We start from the raw sequence: 14897 nt of genomic DNA, 5'->3' as shown, positions 1-14897 counted from the left end.
GGCTGCGCCGCTCACCAGCCATTGGCGGCGGGTCAGGGGCACCGGCAGCTCAGGACTTGGAGGCCGTGAGCGCGGGCGTGCCGCCCTCGCGCTTGGCGGCCCACAGCCACATGGCGATGCCGGCCACGATCATGGGCACGCACAGCCACTGGCCCATGCTCATGCCCAGAGAGAGGATGCCCAGGTGCGCATCGGGCTCGCGGAAGTACTCGGCAATGAAGCGGAAGGCACCGTAGCCGATCAGGAACATGGCCGCGACCTGGCCCTGGCGACGCTCACGCCGCGCGTACAGCCACAGCAGCACGAACAGCAGCAGCCCTTCGAGCAGGAACTGGTAGACCTGCGAGGGGTGGCGCGGCAGCATGGAGCCGCTTTGCGGGAACACCATGCCCCAGGGCAGGTCGGGGCTGGCAAAGCGGCCCCAGAGTTCGCCGTTGATGAAGTTGCCCACGCGGCCTGCCGCCAAACCTGTGGGCACGCAGGGCGCCACGAAATCGGCCACCTGCAGCCAGGGGCGCTTGCGCGAGTGCGCGAACCAGAGCATGGCCACGATCACGCCCAGCAACCCGCCATGGAAGGCCATGCCGCCCTGCCACACGTAGAAGATCTCCAGCGGGTGGCTCAGGTAGTAGCCCGGCTTGTAGAACAGGCAGTAGCCCACCCGCCCGCCGACCACCACGCCCGCCACGCCCAGGAACAGGATGTCCTCCACGTCCTTGCGCGTCCAGGCGCCGGGCCCGGTGATGGAGGCGAACGGCTGGTGCCGCAGCCGCGCGATGCCCAGCAGCATGAACAGGCCGAAAGCCGCCAGGTAGGTCAGGCCATACCAGTGGATGGCCAGCGGGCCCACTTGCAGGGCGATGGGATCGATTTGGGGGTAGGTCAGCATTTGGGCGGTATTGTGCCCGCGCGCCGTGGCACCTGCAGCCGGCAGCCCCGCAGGGTGTGGGGGAAGCTGGCGCAGGGCCCTGCGGCGACCGGCACGGCCCCCCCGATGAGAACGCTTCTGATCCCTGTACGCATGCAGAGCGCCACCCCGGGGTTTTCCCCCACAAAGCCCCCTGGGCACGCGATACTTCTGCCTGTAACAAGGAAAAGAACATGCAGGGCAACCCACAAGTCATCGACTACTTCAAGGATCTGCTGCGCGGCGAACTGGCTGCGCGCGACCAGTACTTCGCGCATTCGCGCATCTATGAGGACCAGGGCTTCATCAAGCTCTACACCCGCCTGGACCACGAGATGCAGGAAGAAACCCAGCATGCCGACGCGCTGCTGCGCCGCATCCTCTTCCTGGGCGGTCGCCCCGACATGCGCCCCAAGGAGTTCACGCCCGGCGAAACCGTGCCCGAGATGCTGCGCAAGGACCTGGCCACCGAGTACGAAGTGCGCGCTGCCCTGCAAAACGGCATGGCCTTGTGCGAGAGCGTGGGCGACTATGTGAGCCGCGACCTGCTGCTGGCCCAGCTGCGCGACACCGAGGAAGACCACGCCTACTGGCTCGAAAAGCAGATCGGCCTGATCGACAAGATCGGCCTGCAGAACTACCTGCAATCCCAGGCCGCCGCCTGAGCGGCAAGCGAGGCCTTCCCGCCCTGGCGGCCACACGGCTGGCCGCCCGGCGCCCGGTGAGGGCGAGCCGGTGCGCCCACCAGGCGCCACTCAATGCAGGTGCGGCCCTTCGTCTTCGTAGTAATGCCGCGCCTCGTCCCACTCCCCCGACGGCGCGAAAAGCAGATCCTGGTCCCCCTGGGCTTGTACCGGCTCCAGCATCCCGGCCATCTCCTGCGCAAAGCTGCGCAGCGGCATGAACTCGCAGGAGATGCGCTGAAAGAGGACTTCGCTGACCCGGTAGAGCCCATGCTCCAGGTCTTCGGCATCGTTGGAGAGCTGCAGGGCGGTCACGCCATCCATCAGGGCCACGGCATGGACCCCGAGCGATGCGAAGTGCGATACCAGCACCTTCATGTCGATGTAGACCAGCAGCTGAAAGCCCCCCTGCATGAACAGCACGGCGTTGCCGGCGGTCATGGACAGGGTGAACGGCTGCATCGGTATCCAGGCCGTTTCGGGCGTCACCTGGACCGACATCGTCGACTTCGAGCGCAACCCCTTGAGCGTTCGAAGGCAATCCGGGTGGTTGCGGTAGTGGTCATTGCGCACGACCACGTAGCACAGGCCCGGCTCGGGAAGCACCTGCGCGATTCCGCACTCCAGGGCCTGCCGCACGCATTCGTTCAGATGCGCCCTGTGCGCCACACCGGGAGTAATCTCCCCAGGCTGGGCAGCGCTGCCCGGGCTGGCGGTACCTGCAGGGGCCTGGCGTGCCAGGAACGCCATGGTGCGCAGCAACGCCTCCTGATGGAGTCTGGCCGCTGAGCCGCGTTGGTTGAAGGACTTCAGCTCCATGGGCTGGGGCTCGCTGCCGGCCAGGACGCATAGATCGCCCTGCCCCAGCATGTTGGTCACATCGGCCAGGACCACCGGGATGCCCATGCCGATGCCCAGCTTCAGGGCCCGGTACCAGCTGCGAAACATGTCTTTCCTCGAGAGCAGTCCCGGGCGCTCCTTGGCATGGGCCCGCTGGGCAAAGTAGAAGTACCGGTGGCGATGGGGGGCCTGGTAGGCCGCCGCGATGCCGTCTCCAAAGCAGCGGTACAGAAAGCGCAGCTGCTCCAGCGCGTCGCAGCGGTCCTGTATCTTCAGGACCAACTCCCGCGTCTCGCGCGCCTTCTCGCCGATCAGGCGCTCCCGCACCAGGCGCTGCTTGAGCCGCAGCCGGGCATCCTGCAGGCGGGCATGGCTCAGCTCCGACCTGGCGATGCGGCGGATGAGCAGTTTCTGAAGCTCGAGGACCGGGCCCAACCGCCCGGGGTCACCCTGGATGGCGCCGAGCAGCTGCGCTGCCTTCAGGAAGCACTCCATCTCTCTGGGAAACCGCAAGGGCAAAGGCATTCACAGTCTCCTCATGGCGTGCAATGGACAAGCTCGGGCTGGGTTGCGGGCCCCGCTGGCCGGCCCGTCTGATTGCAGGATAGCGCCTGTGCACCAGCGATGACCAGCAAATTATGGATTTTTGACAATCCTCGCCGGGCGGCATCCACCGGCGCCCGTGGCACCGCACTGTGGCTCCAACGGCAGTTGGGAGCGTGTGGCCATATCTGTGGGCTGATTGTCATTGCAGCCAACCGGACAAGTGGCGACACTGGCCCCATGCCCCACCCCCCCCGCACCGTTGCCTGCCTGGTCTACCCCGGCGTGATGAGCCTGGATGCCATCGGCCCCATGCAGGTCTTCGGCTCGGCCAATGCCGAGCGCACGGGCCACGGGCTGGCGCCCGCCTATGCGCTGCGCCTGCTGGCCGAGGCGCCAGGGCCTGTCGTCACCTCGGCGGGCTTTGCGCTGCTGGCCGATGGCAGCTGGGCCGACACCGATCCCGCAGGCCTGGACACCGTGCTGGTGGCAGGCGGCGATGGCGTGGCAGACCAGCTGGGCCACGCCGGCATGCAACAGTGGCTGCGCCAGGCGGCACCCCAGGTGCGGCGCCTGGGCTCGGTCTGCTCGGGCGCGCTGCTGCTGGCCGAGGCCGGCCTGCTCGATGGCCTGCGCGCCACCACGCACTGGTGCCGCATGGAGCGGATGCGCCAGGACTACCCCGCCGTGCAGGTCGACGAAGACTGCCTGCACACCTACGACGCGGCCCACCCCGTGTACGGCCACCTCTTCACCTCGGCCGGCGTCACGGCCGGTATCGACCTGGCCCTGGCGCTGGTGGAGGCCGACCTGGGCCGGCCCATGGCGCTGGCCGTGGCACGGCGGCTGGTGATGTTCATGCGCCGCCCCGGCGGGCATGCCCAGTTCAGTGCGCTGCTGGCACCCGAGACCCGGCACGCCCCGCGGCTGGCGGCGCTGCTCGAATGGATTCCCTCGCAGCTGGGCAGCGACCTGTCGCTCGACGCCCTGGCCGAGCGCGCCTGCATGCCGCCACGCACGCTCACCCGCGTGTTCCAGCGCGAGCTGGGCACCACGCCCGGGCGCTATGTGGAGCGGGTGCGCGTGGAGGCGGCCTCATCCCTGCTCGCCCAGGCCCAGGCGTCGGTGGCCACCGTGGCGCGGCTGTGCGGCTTCGAGCACCCCGAGAACCTGCGCCGCAGTTTCCACAAGCACCGTGCCGTGAGTCCGCAGGCCTATGCGCAGCGCTTTGGCGCGGGCGCCCTGGCCGACTGATTCCCCCATCTCCCTGCGCCAGCCAGGCGCACACCGAAAGCCCTGCCCATGCTGCTCCTGCGCAATGCGTCCGTTCGCCTGCTGTTTGCCGGCCAGGCCCTGTACTGGGGCTGCTCCATCATCGGCATCACGCTGACCTCCATCGTCGGCGCGCGGCTGGCGCCCTGGCCGGTGCTGGCCACGCTGCCACTCGCTTTGCTGGTGCTGGGCAACCTGCTGTCGGTGCAGCCGCTGTCGCTGTTCATGCAGCGCCGCGGCCGGCGCGCAGGGTTGCAGGCCGGTGCGCTGTGCGGCGTGGTGGGCGGCCTCGTCAGCATGGCCGGCGTGCAGTGGGGCAGTTTCGCCATCTTCTGCGCGGGCACGCTGGCCATCGGCGCCTACCAGGCATCGTCGGGCTACTACACCTATGCCGCATTGGAGGCCGTGGACCCCGCCCAAAAAGGCCGGGCCGCTGCCTGCGTGGTGGCCGGCGGCCTGTGCGCAGCGGTGTTCGCGCCGCCGCTGGCGCTGTGGTCGCGCAACCTGCTGGCCACGCCGCTCGCGGGCGCCTACCTGGCCATCGCGGCGCTGGCCGTACTGGGCTGGGGGGTGATGGCACGGCTGCGCGAGGGCGTGGCGCCCAAGCCAGCGGCGGGCGGCATGGCCGCCATGCGCGCCCTGCTGGCCCGCCCCGGCCTGCGCGCGGCGGTGGTGATGACGGCCATCGGCCATGGCCTGATGATCCTGGTGATGAACGCCACGCCACTGGCCATGGAGGTCTGCGGCTTCTCGGCCGCTTCGGCGGCGCAGGTGATCCAGTGGCATGTGATCGGCATGTTCGCACCCGCGCTGTTCTCGGGCGCGCTGGTGGACCGCTTCGGCAGCCGCCCCGTGGCCACGGTGGGCGCCACGTGCCTGGCGGCCAGCGCGGTGGTGGCGCTGTCGGGCCTGTCGTTCACCGAGTTCCTGGCCAGCTCCTTCCTGCTGGGCACGGGCTGGAACCTGATGGTGATCGCCGGCACCACGCTGCTGTCCGAATCGCATGCACCCGAGGAGCGCGGCCAGGCCCAGGCGCTGATGCAGCTGGCCAACGGCATCGTGGCGGCGATGATGTCCTTTGCGTCAGGCGCCCTGCTCACCGGGGTGGGCTGGACCGCCATCAACGCCGTGGCGCTGCCGCTGCTGGCCATTGCCGCGGGCCTGCTCTTCGTGCGCGGGCGCGCAGCGCCCGTCGCAGCAGGCTAAGCGGTCTTCGAGCGCTCGCGCACGAAGTCGACAAACCGCGCCAGCGCCGGGTTGTTCAGCCCGGCGGGCCAGACCAGGCTGGTCTCGCACACGGGCAGCAGCGGCGCGCCAGCGGGTTTTGCGGCCTTGTTCTTCACCTTGGCCGCTGCCGACCCGAATGCATCGGCCGCGCGGTACACCACCCCCTCGCGGCGGAACTGGGTCACGCTCTCGGGCACCCAGGCCACGCCCAGGCCGCCCCACACCAGGTTGACGATGGTCTGCATCTGGATGGCCTCCTGCGCCACCACGGGCACCCGGCCGGCCGCGTGGTACAGCGCAAAGATCGCGTCGTGCAGCGAAGGCACGATGCGCCGCGGAAAGATCACCAGCGGCTCGGCCAGCACCTGCGCCAGGTCCAGCCGCGGCGCCTGGGCCAGCGGGTGGCGCTCGGCCAGCGCCAGCACCAGCGGCTCCTCGCCCACGGCCAGGCGCGCCAGCTCGGGCGGCGCCGCGCCGGGCGAATGCAGCACCAGTCCGGCATCGAGCTCGCCGCGCGCAAAGAGCGCGCGCTGCACGTCGCCCGTGGCCTCCACCAGCTCCAGCGCCACCTGCGGGCACAGCACGCGAAAGTCGCGCACCCACTCGGGCAGCCGCTCGAAACCGATGGTGGAGACAAAGGCGAGGCGCACCCGCCCCACCTCGCCCGCCGCCGCCGCGCGGGCCCGCACGGGCAGCGCCTGCGCGCGCTCCAAAAAGTCGCGCACGTCGGGCAGCAGGGCTTCGCCCGCCGGGGTCAGCGCCACGCGCCGGCGCGTGCGGTCGAACAGCACCACGCCGAGCGAGCGCTCCATCTGCGCAATCGCCTGGGTCAGCGGCGGCTGCGTCATGTGCAGGCGGATGGCGGCGCGGCCGAAGTGCAGTTCCTCGGCCACGGCCACGAACTGGCGCCAGGCGCGGACGTCGATGAGGGTTTCTTTCATGGCGGTGATGTGCCTGTGATACGTTTTACATATTAATCGAGCAGGTGAAAGGGATTGGAAACGCAGCGGCAAACGCCGCATACTTGCACCCCGAGAGCGTTGGACACCCTGGCCGCAGGAGTGCCCCATCCATTACAACGAGTCCCCCACCAGGAAATCAGCCATGGCAGACAGCAAGACCATCCCGATCCAGCCCATCAACCACCGCAGCGCCAACATCACGCAAGGCAAGTCGCGTGCGCCCAACCGCTCCATGTACTACGCCATGGGCTACGAAGAGGGCGACTTCGTCAAGCCCATGGTCGGCGTGGCCAACGGCCACAGCACCATCACCCCGTGCAACAGCGGCCTGCAGAAGCTGGCCGACGCGGCCATCGCCGGCATCGAGGAAGCCGGCGGCAACGCCCAGGTGTTCGGCACGCCCACCATCTCGGACGGCATGGCCATGGGCACCGAAGGCATGAAGTACAGCCTGGTGAGCCGCGAAGTCATCAGCGACTGCATCGAGACCTGCGTCGGCGGCCAGTGGATGGACGGCGTGCTGGTGGTCGGCGGCTGCGACAAGAACATGCCCGGCGGCCTGATGGGCATGCTGCGCGCCAACGTGCCCGCCATCTACGTGTACGGCGGCACCATCCTGCCCGGCCGCTACCAGGACAAGGACCTGAACATCGTGAGCGTGTTCGAGGCCGTGGGCGAGAACGCCGCTGGCAAGCTCAGCGACTTCGACCTCAAGGAGATCGAAAAGCGCGCCATCCCCGGCACCGGCTCGTGCGGCGGCATGTACACCGCCAACACCATGTCCAGCGCCTTCGAGGCCCTGGGCATCAGCCTGCCCTACTCGTCGACCATGGCCAACCCGCACGACGAGAAGATGAACTCGGCCAAGGAATCGGCCAAGGTGCTGATCGAGGCCATCAAGATGGACTTGAAGCCCCGCGACATCGTGACCAAGAAGGCCATCGAGAACGCCGTGGCCGTGATCATGGCCACGGGCGGCTCCACCAACGCCGTGCTGCACTTCCTGGCCATCGCCCACACCGCGGGCGTGGAATGGGACATCGACGACTTCGAACGCATCCGCAAGCAGACCCCCGTGCTGTGCGACCTCAAGCCCAGCGGCAAGTACCTGGCCGTGGACCTGCACCGCGCAGGCGGCATCCCGCAGGTCATGAAGGTGCTGCTCAAGGCCGGCCTGCTGCACGGCGACTGCATCACCATCAGCGGCAAGACCATTGCCGAAGTGCTCAAGGACGTGCCCGATGTGCCGCGTGCCGACCAGGACGTGATCCGCAACATCGACAACCCCATGTACGCGCAGGGCCACCTGGCCATCCTGAAGGGCAACCTCAGCCCCGAAGGCGCCGTCGCCAAGATCACCGGCCTGAAGAACCCCGTCATCACCGGCCCGGCCCGCGTGTTCGACGACGAGCAATCGGCCCTGGAAGCCATCCTGGCCGGCAAGATCAAGGCCGGTGACGTGATGGTGCTGCGCTACCTGGGCCCCAAGGGCGGCCCCGGCATGCCCGAGATGCTGGCCCCCACCGGCGCCCTCATCGGCGCCGGCCTGGGCGAGAGCGTGGGCCTGATCACCGACGGCCGCTTCTCCGGCGGCACCTGGGGCATGGTGGTCGGCCACGTGGCGCCCGAAGCCGCTGCCGGCGGCACCATTGCCTTCGTCAACGAAGGCGACAGCATCACCATCGACGCGCGCCAGCTGCTGCTGGAACTGAACGTGCCCGAAGAAGAAATCGCCAAGCGCCGTGCCGGCTGGACGGCGCCCGCACCCCGCTATACGCGTGGCGTGCAGGCCAAGTTCGCCTTCAATGCATCGAGCGCGAGCAAGGGCGCGGTGCTGGACGCGTACTGATCCCCAGGCTGAACAGCAGGACCTCCCAACAAAAAGCCCGTGGCCTCTTCAGGCCGCGGGCTTTTTTGTTGGCGCTGCTACTGCCGGCTCAGTGGGCATGGTCGTGGGTCGCAGCCAGGCCGCTCGGAGGCACCACCTTGGCCGTCTTCATCGACTGCGCGCTGCAAAGACCTTCGCGTGCCTTGCGCAGCAGCACCTGCCCGGCGGCTACGCCCGTGGGCTGGTCACGCTCCACCACCGGCTTGCCATTGACCATGGTCAGCACAACACCTTCGGACAGCAGAGTCGGCGCGGTGTAGGTTGACCGGGCCTTGAAGCGTGCGGGGTCGAACACCACGATGTCCGCAAAGTGCCCGGCCTTGAGGCGGCCGCGCTCGGCGATGCCCAGCGCATCGGCCGTGAGCGCCGTGCTGCTGCGCACGAACTGGCCGATGGAGAGGTGCTTTTGCCGCACCACGTACTCAGCGTACTTCTGCGCGAAGGAGCCTACAGCGCGTGGGTGCCCGGCTGACGAGTCCGACGAGGTCACCACCCAGGGGCGAGCCATGAAGGCGCGGACGTCGGCGTCACTCTGGTTGAAGTTGGCGATCTTGACCTCGCTCTCGCGCAGCACCTGCACCACGACTGCCACTGCATCGGTGCCGGTGGCACTGGCGATCTGCTGCAGCGTCTTGCCCACGTACTTCGGGTTGCCCGAGGAGATCAGGATCGCCTCGGGCCCGTTGCGCAGGCGCAGGTTCTCGGTGATGTCCTTGCGCAGGCGCTCCTGCACCGCGGCATCGTCAAAGCGCTTGAGCAGCGCCTCGCGCCCGCCCGCATTGGCCCAGGGCGGCATCAACGCCGCCGAAAGATTGGTGCTCGACGCGAGCCAGGGGTACTGGTCGGCCGTGACTTTCTGGCCGCTTTGCTGCGCTGCCTCGACCATGCGGATCAGCGCACCCGCCATGCCTTGCGTTTCTACGCCCAGGGCCTTGATGTGGGCGATGTGCACGGCGATCTTCGCCTCGCGACCGATGCGCAGGGCCTCGGCAATCGCGTCGGGCAGGCCTTGCTTGGTCTGCTCGTTGCGGATATGGCTGTCGTACAGGCCGCCGTGCGCGGCTGCCACTTTGGCCAGCTCGATCACTTCCTCGGTGGTCGAGAAGTTCTGCGGCGTGTAGTACAGCCCGGTGGACAGGCCGAGGGCCCCCTGGCACATGGCACCCTCCACCAGTTGCTTCATGGTCGCCAGCTGCGCGGGCGTGGGCGCCGCGTTGGCATTGGCCAGCTGGCTCTGGCGCACAGGGCCGAAGCCCACGAACATGGCGACGTTGGTGCCCGGCGGGTTGGTGCGCAGGCGCTGGGCCTGTCCGGCGATGTCGTAGCTGCCAAAGCCGTCGTTGCCGATCACCGCGGTGGTCACGCCCTGCGTGAGGAAGGGCCGGTTCAGCCGCTTGTCGGCCGAGTCGGACAGCAGGTCCTCATCGGCATGGGTGTGGGCGTCGATGAAGCCCGGAGCGACCACCATGCCCTGCGCCTCGATGGTCCGGCGCGCCACCGTGCCGGCTGGGGCCTTGCCGACAAAGGCGATGCGCTCGCCCGCCACGCCCACATCGCCCAGGACGGCTTCGACGCCATCACCGGTGTACACGGCTGCGCCGCGGATCAGGTAGTCGACCACGGGCGCCGTGGCGGTCGGCCCGCTGCCGCTGCTGCAACCGCCGATCACGCCCGTGCCGAGAACGGAGCACAGCGTCATCACGGCCAGCCGGCGCGGGTGCTTGGAAAAGGTCATGGGCTTGGAAGAGTTCATCGGATCAGGCAGATTCAAGGAGGTTTCGGGAAGGGAGGCGCCGCACAGCCACTGGCCGCGCGGGATATCCGGCGGTGGACCGATCAGGGGGCGGCAGGTGCCGCAGGTCGGTCGCTGAACTCCTTGAGGTTCTTCTTGAGCTCGGCGCTCATGGGCACATTCAGCGGCACATTGCGTGGCGGGATGGGCTGCAGGAACCACTTGTCGTAGAGTTTCTCGAACTCGCCGCTCTTCATGAGCGAGACCAGCGCGGCATCGACTTCCTTCTTGAACTCAGGGTCGTTCTTGCGCAGCATGATGGCGTAGGGTTCGACCTGCAGGGCCTCGCCCACGATGGTCCATTCCGCCGGGTTCTTGGCATTGGCCACCAGGCCGTACAGCAGGATGTCGTCCATGGCATAGGCATCGGCCCGGCCGCCTTCGGCCAGCAGCGCGCCATCGGCATGGTCCTTGGCCAGCAGCATCTCGGTTTCCTGGTTGTTGTCCTTGAGGTACTTGCGCAGCACCTGCACGTTGGTGGTGCCGCTGGTGGTGGCCAGCTTCTTGCCCTTGAGGTCGGCCAGCGTGGTGATGCCCGAGGTCTTCTTCACCATCATCCGGGTGCCGGTGTAGAAGTAGTTCACCGCAAACTCCACCTGCTCGCGCCGCGCCACGTTGTTGGTGGTGGAGCCGCATTCCAGGTCCACCGTGCCGTTCATCACCAGCGGGATGCGGTTTTGCGAGGTCACGGGCTGGCGCTCTATCTTCAGGTCGGGCCGCTTCACCTTGGCCTTGAGCATCTCCACGATGCGGTCGCAGATCTCGATGCTGAAGCCGATGGGCTTGGCGTCGTTCAGGTAACTGAACGGCACCGACGAATCGCGGTAGCTCAGGTGGATCACGCCGGTCTGCGCCATCTTGGCCAGCGTGGGCTGCGGCTGGGCGAAGGAAGAAGACAGGGCGGCAAGCGACAGGGCGGCGCCAAGGGCGGTGCGGGTCCAGCGGTTCATGGGTGCTCTCCGGAAGTGTTGTAAGGGGGTCTGCGAACACTCGCAATGTACGGGCCCGGCCGCCGCGCCGCGAGTAGCAATTTCGCCATGGTGTATGCCTTGGCGGCATACGCCTGCAGGCACCGTCCTGGTGCAGGCGCACCGCCGCAGGAAAGGTATGCCGCCAGGGCATGGGCCATCGGCATTCCGGCAATCGACGCCGCCGCAGGCCACGCCGATGATGCGGGCTCTTTTTGTACCAAGGAGCAGGCGTTGTTGCGTATTGCAGTGATCGGTGGCGGCATCGTCGGGTTGACGACGGCGCGGGCCCTCGTCGCCAGGGGCCACGAGGTGGTGCTGCTGGACCAGGGCCCCGGCCCGGCCGGTGGTGCCAGCGCGCAGAACGGCGCGCAGCTGAGCTATGCCTATGTGGCGCCGCTGGCGGCGCCGTCCATCTTTGCGCAGCTGCCGTCGCTGCTGCTCTCGCCGTCATCGCCGCTGCGCCTGCGCCCGGGGCTGGACCCGGCTGCATGGCGCTGGTGCCTGCAGTTCATGGCCGCCTGCACACAGGCCCGCGCCGATGCCACCACGCGCCAGTTGCTGCACCTGGCCGGTGACAGCCACAGCGCCTTCCAGCATTGGCGCGCGAACGTCCCGGCGGCGCGCATCGAGCATGCCACGCAGGGCAAGCTGGTGCTGTACCGCAGTGCCGCAGGCCTGGAGTCTGCCAGCCGCCAAGTGCAGCTGCAGCAGGCCATGCACGGCCCCCTGCAGCAGGTGCTGACGGGCGCGGAATGCTGCGCGCGCGAGCCCGCGCTGGACCCCGCCGCAACGCTGGCGGGCGGCATCTGGACCCCGAGCGAGGAAGTGGCCGACTGCGCCAGGGTGTGCACCGCGCTGGCCGACGAACTGGCCAGCGGCCCGCGCTTCACCGCGCTGTGGAACCATCGCTTTCTCGCCTGGGACTGCCAGGGCAGCGAGCCCCGGGGCCTGCTTGCCGAGCACGACGGCACGCAGCAGCGCATTGCCTTCGATGCCTGCGTGGTGGCGGCCGGGGCGCAGACTCCCGGGCTGCTGCGCCCTCTGGGCGTGGGCGGCAGCGTGTCCATCCAGCCGCTCAAGGGCTACAGCATCGACGTGGCGGCCGGGCACATCGTGCGCATGCCCGCCACCAGCCTCACCGACACCGCCACCAAGACCGTGTTCGCACCGCTGGGCACGGGCCCAACGCGCCGGCTGCGCGTGGCCGGATTTGCCGAGTTGGTGGGCCAGGACACACGCATCGACCACGGCCGCATCGCCTTGCTGGTGGACAGCGTGCGCCAGTTGTTCGGCCTGCGCGGCACGCCGGGCGACGTGCGCCCCTGGGCCGGCCTGCGCCCGGCCACCCCCACCGGGCTGCCGTGCATTGGCCGCGCCGGTGGCTTGCGCAACCTGTTCGTCAACTCCGGCCAGGGCGCCCTGGGCTTCACGCTGGCCTTCGGTTCTGCCGAGCGGCTGGCGGCGCACTTCGAGGGTAAGGCCCCGGCCTCCCATTTCTCTTCTTCAGCCGCACTGGCAGCGGGCAACGCATGAGCAACGACAACACGTACCTCCCTTTCATCGACGACGCCTTCGTGGCCAAGCACCTGAGCGTACCCACGGTGCGCGAGTCCATCGCGCGCGCCTTCGCCAGCCTGGCAACGGGCACGGCGCAGATCCAGGCACGCACCCGCATCGAATGCGGCGCCTTCCGGCTCAGTGCCATGGGCGCCGTCTGGCTCGACGAAGGCCTGGCCGCCGTCAAGACCTATGGCACCGTGGCGGGCCGCTTCGATTTCGTCTGCAACCTGTTCGATACGGCAACGGGCCGCCCCCTGGCCACCGTGCAGGGCAACGAGATCACGCGCTTTCGCACGCCGGCGCTGTCGGTGCATGCCGTGTCGCGGCTGGCCACCGGGCGCCGCGTGCTGGCCCTGTTCGGCACCGGTGTGCAGGGCAGCGCCCACCTGGACGCCCTGATGACCGAGCAGCCCTTTGACGAGGTGCGCGTGGTCGGCGTGGGCGATACCACGGATTTCTGCGCCCAGGCAGCGCAGCGCTGGCAGCGGCCGGTGCGCGCCATGGCGGCCGACGCTGCCGTGGACGGGGCGGACGTCGTCGTCACCGCCACCCGCTCCAAGACCCCGGTGTTCGATGGCAGCCGCCTGAAGCCCGGCGCTACCGTGATCGCCGTGGGCACCAGCCTGCCCACGGGCAGCGAGCTCGACGATGCCACCCTGGCGCGCGCGGCCCGCCTCATCGTGGAATGGAAGCCCCAGAGCCTGGTCGAGGCCGGCGAGGTGGTGACCGGCCAGGCCCACGGCGTGCTGCCACCCGAGCGCATCGTCGACCTGGTGGAACTGGGCGCGGCAGACGCCCGCTGGCGGCAGTCTGACAGCGAGGTCGTGGTCTTCAAGTCGGTGGGCGTGGGCCTCACTGACCTGGCGGCCGCAGCCCTGGTCTGGAAGGCCTGGCAAGCGCAGCACGGCGGCGCCTGAGGCGGGCGGCCCCCTCCCCCGGGGCGCCGGCACCCCGCGCGCCTGTTACGCTCTGTGCCCATGTTCCGCATCCGCCACATCGAGATCTTCTATGCCGTGATGCGCGCCGGCACCGTCAAGGGCGCGGCCGACACCTTGCACATCACCCAGCCTGCAGCCTCGCGGCTGCTGCAGCAGGCCGAGCAGAGCATCGGTGTCACGCTGTTCCAGCGCGTGCGCGGCCGGCTCACGCCCACGGTGGAAGCCCGGCGCCTGTTCCCCGAGGTGGAGCAGCTCTTCGGCCAGCTCGATGCCGTGCGCCGCAGCGCGGCCAACCTCGGTGCCGGCTCCGACACGGTGCTGCGCCTGCTGTGCGTGCCCGGGCTGTCGATGGAGGTGCTGCCCCAGGCCCTGGGCCGCTGGAACCGCGCCTACCCGGATGTGCGCCTGACCTTTCGCACCCTGCACTCGCGCCAGATCGCCGACGCCATCGTGCGCCGCGAGGCGGACCTGGGCTTTGCCCTGGAGCCCTCCAACCACCCCGCCGCGGTGGACCTGCCCATCGGCCGCGGCCGCGTGGCCTGCGTGGGCCTGGACCTGCCGCCCGGCGATGGCCCCGTCCCCCTGCAGGCCCTGGCCGATCACCCGCTGATCGACCTGGACCCGGCCGACCCCATTGGTCGCCAGCTGCACATGGCCTACGACGCCCATGGCGTGGCGCCTGCCGCGCGCATCACCACCGCCAGCTACCACGCCGCCATCGAAATGGCCGCCCAGGGCCTGGGCTGGGCCCTGGTGGACAACTGGTCGGCCTGGTACGCCCGGCGCCACCCCGGCCTGCAGGTGCGGCCCCTGGCACCGGAAGTGGGCACGGTGGCCTATGCGCTGCGCTCGCGGGACCTACCCTGGAGCGCGGCGGCCGGTGCGCTGGTGGAGGAGATGGGGCGGGCGTTGGGCTGATTCCTGCCAGGCGGCAGGCGTGAAAAAGCCCGTACCCCAGTGGCACGGGCTTTTGTCATGGTGCGAGGGGCACCAGCCGTCAGTCGACCAGCGCCTGGCCCGCAGGCAGCCTCACCGGGCGGAAAAGACTCCTCAGCGCGGCTTGCGCGGCGCCATGCCCAGCGCTTCCTTGTGCTTGTTGATGCGTGCCTGCTTTTTTTCCTCCATGCGCTCCATGGCCTTGCGCTTGGTATAGCCCGTGCCGTCGGCCCAGGCCCACCAGACGATGGTAGCGCCGTAGAAGCCCAGGATCCACCACCAATCCATGTTTGCGACGGGGCCGATTTCCAGGTATTTGAGTGCCGACAGGATGACGGCGATGACAAGGATGTACATAGCATTCTCCGAACAATACGG

Annotated in this window: 13 protein-coding genes; 7 read left to right on the top strand and 6 right to left on the bottom strand. The window is 69.0% G+C overall.

Features of this window, described 5'->3' with window-relative positions:
- Positions 1–49 precede the first annotated feature (49 nt).
- On the bottom strand, positions 50–889 hold the full coding sequence (lgt, locus tag PMI14_RS13735; protein WP_007855295.1) for a prolipoprotein diacylglyceryl transferase: 840 nt from the start codon (positions 887–889) through the stop codon (positions 50–52).
- Positions 890–1101: 212 nt separating this feature from the next.
- On the opposite strand from lgt, the gene bfr reads away from it, so the two are divergent.
- Positions 1102–1572, top strand: coding sequence for a bacterioferritin (gene bfr / locus PMI14_RS13730; RefSeq protein ID WP_007855294.1), 471 nt, complete (start codon positions 1102–1104; stop codon positions 1570–1572).
- A 90-nt stretch (positions 1573–1662) separates the two neighbouring features.
- Here the strand turns inward: bfr and PMI14_RS13725 are convergent, their stop codons facing one another.
- Positions 1663–2955: a hypothetical protein gene (locus PMI14_RS13725; protein WP_007855293.1), complete on the bottom strand. Its 1293-nt coding sequence runs from the start codon at positions 2953–2955 to the stop codon at positions 1663–1665.
- Between the two features lie 258 nt (positions 2956–3213).
- Between PMI14_RS13725 and PMI14_RS13720 the strand changes: the two genes are divergently transcribed.
- On the top strand, positions 3214–4227 hold the full coding sequence (locus PMI14_RS13720) for a GlxA family transcriptional regulator (RefSeq protein WP_007855291.1): 1014 nt from the start codon (positions 3214–3216) through the stop codon (positions 4225–4227).
- Between the two features lie 48 nt (positions 4228–4275).
- On the top strand, positions 4276–5451 hold the full coding sequence (locus PMI14_RS13715) for an MFS transporter (protein ID WP_007855289.1): 1176 nt from the start codon (positions 4276–4278) through the stop codon (positions 5449–5451).
- Here PMI14_RS13715 and PMI14_RS13710 read toward each other — a convergent pair.
- A complete protein-coding gene (locus PMI14_RS13710; protein WP_007855288.1) occupies positions 5448–6413 on the bottom strand; it encodes a LysR family transcriptional regulator in 966 nt (321 codons plus the stop codon). The genes PMI14_RS13715 and PMI14_RS13710 overlap by 4 nt on opposite strands.
- A 163-nt stretch (positions 6414–6576) precedes the next feature.
- Between PMI14_RS13710 and ilvD the strand changes: the two genes are divergently transcribed.
- On the top strand, positions 6577–8283 hold the full coding sequence (ilvD, locus tag PMI14_RS13705) for a dihydroxy-acid dehydratase (protein WP_007855286.1): 1707 nt from the start codon (positions 6577–6579) through the stop codon (positions 8281–8283).
- Positions 8284–8371: 88 nt separating this feature from the next.
- Here the strand turns inward: ilvD and PMI14_RS13700 are convergent, their stop codons facing one another.
- Both PMI14_RS13700 and PMI14_RS13695 read right to left on the bottom strand, forming a co-directional pair.
- Complete coding sequence (locus PMI14_RS13700; RefSeq protein ID WP_007855285.1) at positions 8372–10075, bottom strand: amidohydrolase family protein; 1704 nt, start codon at positions 10073–10075, stop codon at positions 8372–8374.
- Between the two features lie 83 nt (positions 10076–10158).
- Positions 10159–11064: an amino acid ABC transporter substrate-binding protein gene (locus tag PMI14_RS13695; RefSeq protein ID WP_007855284.1), complete on the bottom strand. Its 906-nt coding sequence runs from the start codon at positions 11062–11064 to the stop codon at positions 10159–10161.
- A gap of 252 nt (positions 11065–11316) precedes the next feature.
- Between PMI14_RS13695 and PMI14_RS13690 the strand changes: the two genes are divergently transcribed.
- Genes PMI14_RS13690 through PMI14_RS13680 form a run of 3 tightly spaced genes read left to right on the top strand, consistent with a single transcriptional unit; the run spans position 11317 to position 14501 of the window.
- Positions 11317–12618 (top strand): FAD-dependent oxidoreductase, encoded by a 1302-nt coding sequence (locus PMI14_RS13690; RefSeq protein WP_007855283.1) that lies wholly within the window; start codon positions 11317–11319, stop codon positions 12616–12618.
- Positions 12615–13562, top strand: coding sequence for an ornithine cyclodeaminase family protein (locus tag PMI14_RS13685; protein WP_007855282.1), 948 nt, complete (start codon positions 12615–12617; stop codon positions 13560–13562). The genes PMI14_RS13690 and PMI14_RS13685 overlap by 4 nt, the downstream gene beginning before the upstream one ends.
- A 60-nt stretch (positions 13563–13622) precedes the next feature.
- The gene (locus PMI14_RS13680) at positions 13623–14501 is read left to right on the top strand and encodes a LysR family transcriptional regulator (protein ID WP_007855281.1); all 879 of its coding nucleotides are present in this window, start codon (positions 13623–13625) and stop codon (positions 14499–14501) included.
- 132 nt (positions 14502–14633) lie between these two features.
- Here the strand turns inward: PMI14_RS13680 and PMI14_RS13675 are convergent, their stop codons facing one another.
- Positions 14634–14876, bottom strand: coding sequence for a TIGR04438 family Trp-rich protein (locus tag PMI14_RS13675; RefSeq protein ID WP_007855279.1), 243 nt, complete (start codon positions 14874–14876; stop codon positions 14634–14636).
- Positions 14877–14897 lie beyond the last annotated feature (21 nt).

The organism is Acidovorax sp. CF316 (assembly GCF_000276605.1).
Classification (GTDB): Bacteria; Pseudomonadota; Gammaproteobacteria; order Burkholderiales; family Burkholderiaceae_C; genus Acidovorax.
The sequence above is the reverse complement of the archived record's forward strand: the minus strand, read 5'-3'. Positions and strand labels throughout refer to the sequence as shown.

What these genes read in the sequence shown, in the direction of transcription:
- lgt (WP_007855295.1), bottom strand. Translation starts at nt 889, where the DNA reads ATGCTGACCTACCCCCAAATCGATCCCATCGCCCTGCAAGTGGGCCCG.
- bfr (WP_007855294.1), top strand. Translation starts at nt 1,102, where the DNA reads ATGCAGGGCAACCCACAAGTCATCGACTACTTCAAGGATCTGCTGCGC.
- PMI14_RS13725 (WP_007855293.1), bottom strand. Translation starts at nt 2,955, where the DNA reads ATGCCTTTGCCCTTGCGGTTTCCCAGAGAGATGGAGTGCTTCCTGAAG.
- PMI14_RS13720 (WP_007855291.1), top strand. Translation starts at nt 3,214, where the DNA reads ATGCCCCACCCCCCCCGCACCGTTGCCTGCCTGGTCTACCCCGGCGTG.
- PMI14_RS13715 (WP_007855289.1), top strand. Translation starts at nt 4,276, where the DNA reads ATGCTGCTCCTGCGCAATGCGTCCGTTCGCCTGCTGTTTGCCGGCCAG.
- PMI14_RS13710 (WP_007855288.1), bottom strand. Translation starts at nt 6,413, where the DNA reads ATGAAAGAAACCCTCATCGACGTCCGCGCCTGGCGCCAGTTCGTGGCC.
- ilvD (WP_007855286.1), top strand. Translation starts at nt 6,577, where the DNA reads ATGGCAGACAGCAAGACCATCCCGATCCAGCCCATCAACCACCGCAGC.
- PMI14_RS13700 (WP_007855285.1), bottom strand. Translation starts at nt 10,075, where the DNA reads ATGAACTCTTCCAAGCCCATGACCTTTTCCAAGCACCCGCGCCGGCTG.
- PMI14_RS13695 (WP_007855284.1), bottom strand. Translation starts at nt 11,064, where the DNA reads ATGAACCGCTGGACCCGCACCGCCCTTGGCGCCGCCCTGTCGCTTGCC.
- PMI14_RS13685 (WP_007855282.1), top strand. Translation starts at nt 12,615, where the DNA reads ATGAGCAACGACAACACGTACCTCCCTTTCATCGACGACGCCTTCGTG.
- PMI14_RS13680 (WP_007855281.1), top strand. Translation starts at nt 13,623, where the DNA reads ATGTTCCGCATCCGCCACATCGAGATCTTCTATGCCGTGATGCGCGCC.
- PMI14_RS13675 (WP_007855279.1), bottom strand. Translation starts at nt 14,876, where the DNA reads ATGTACATCCTTGTCATCGCCGTCATCCTGTCGGCACTCAAATACCTG.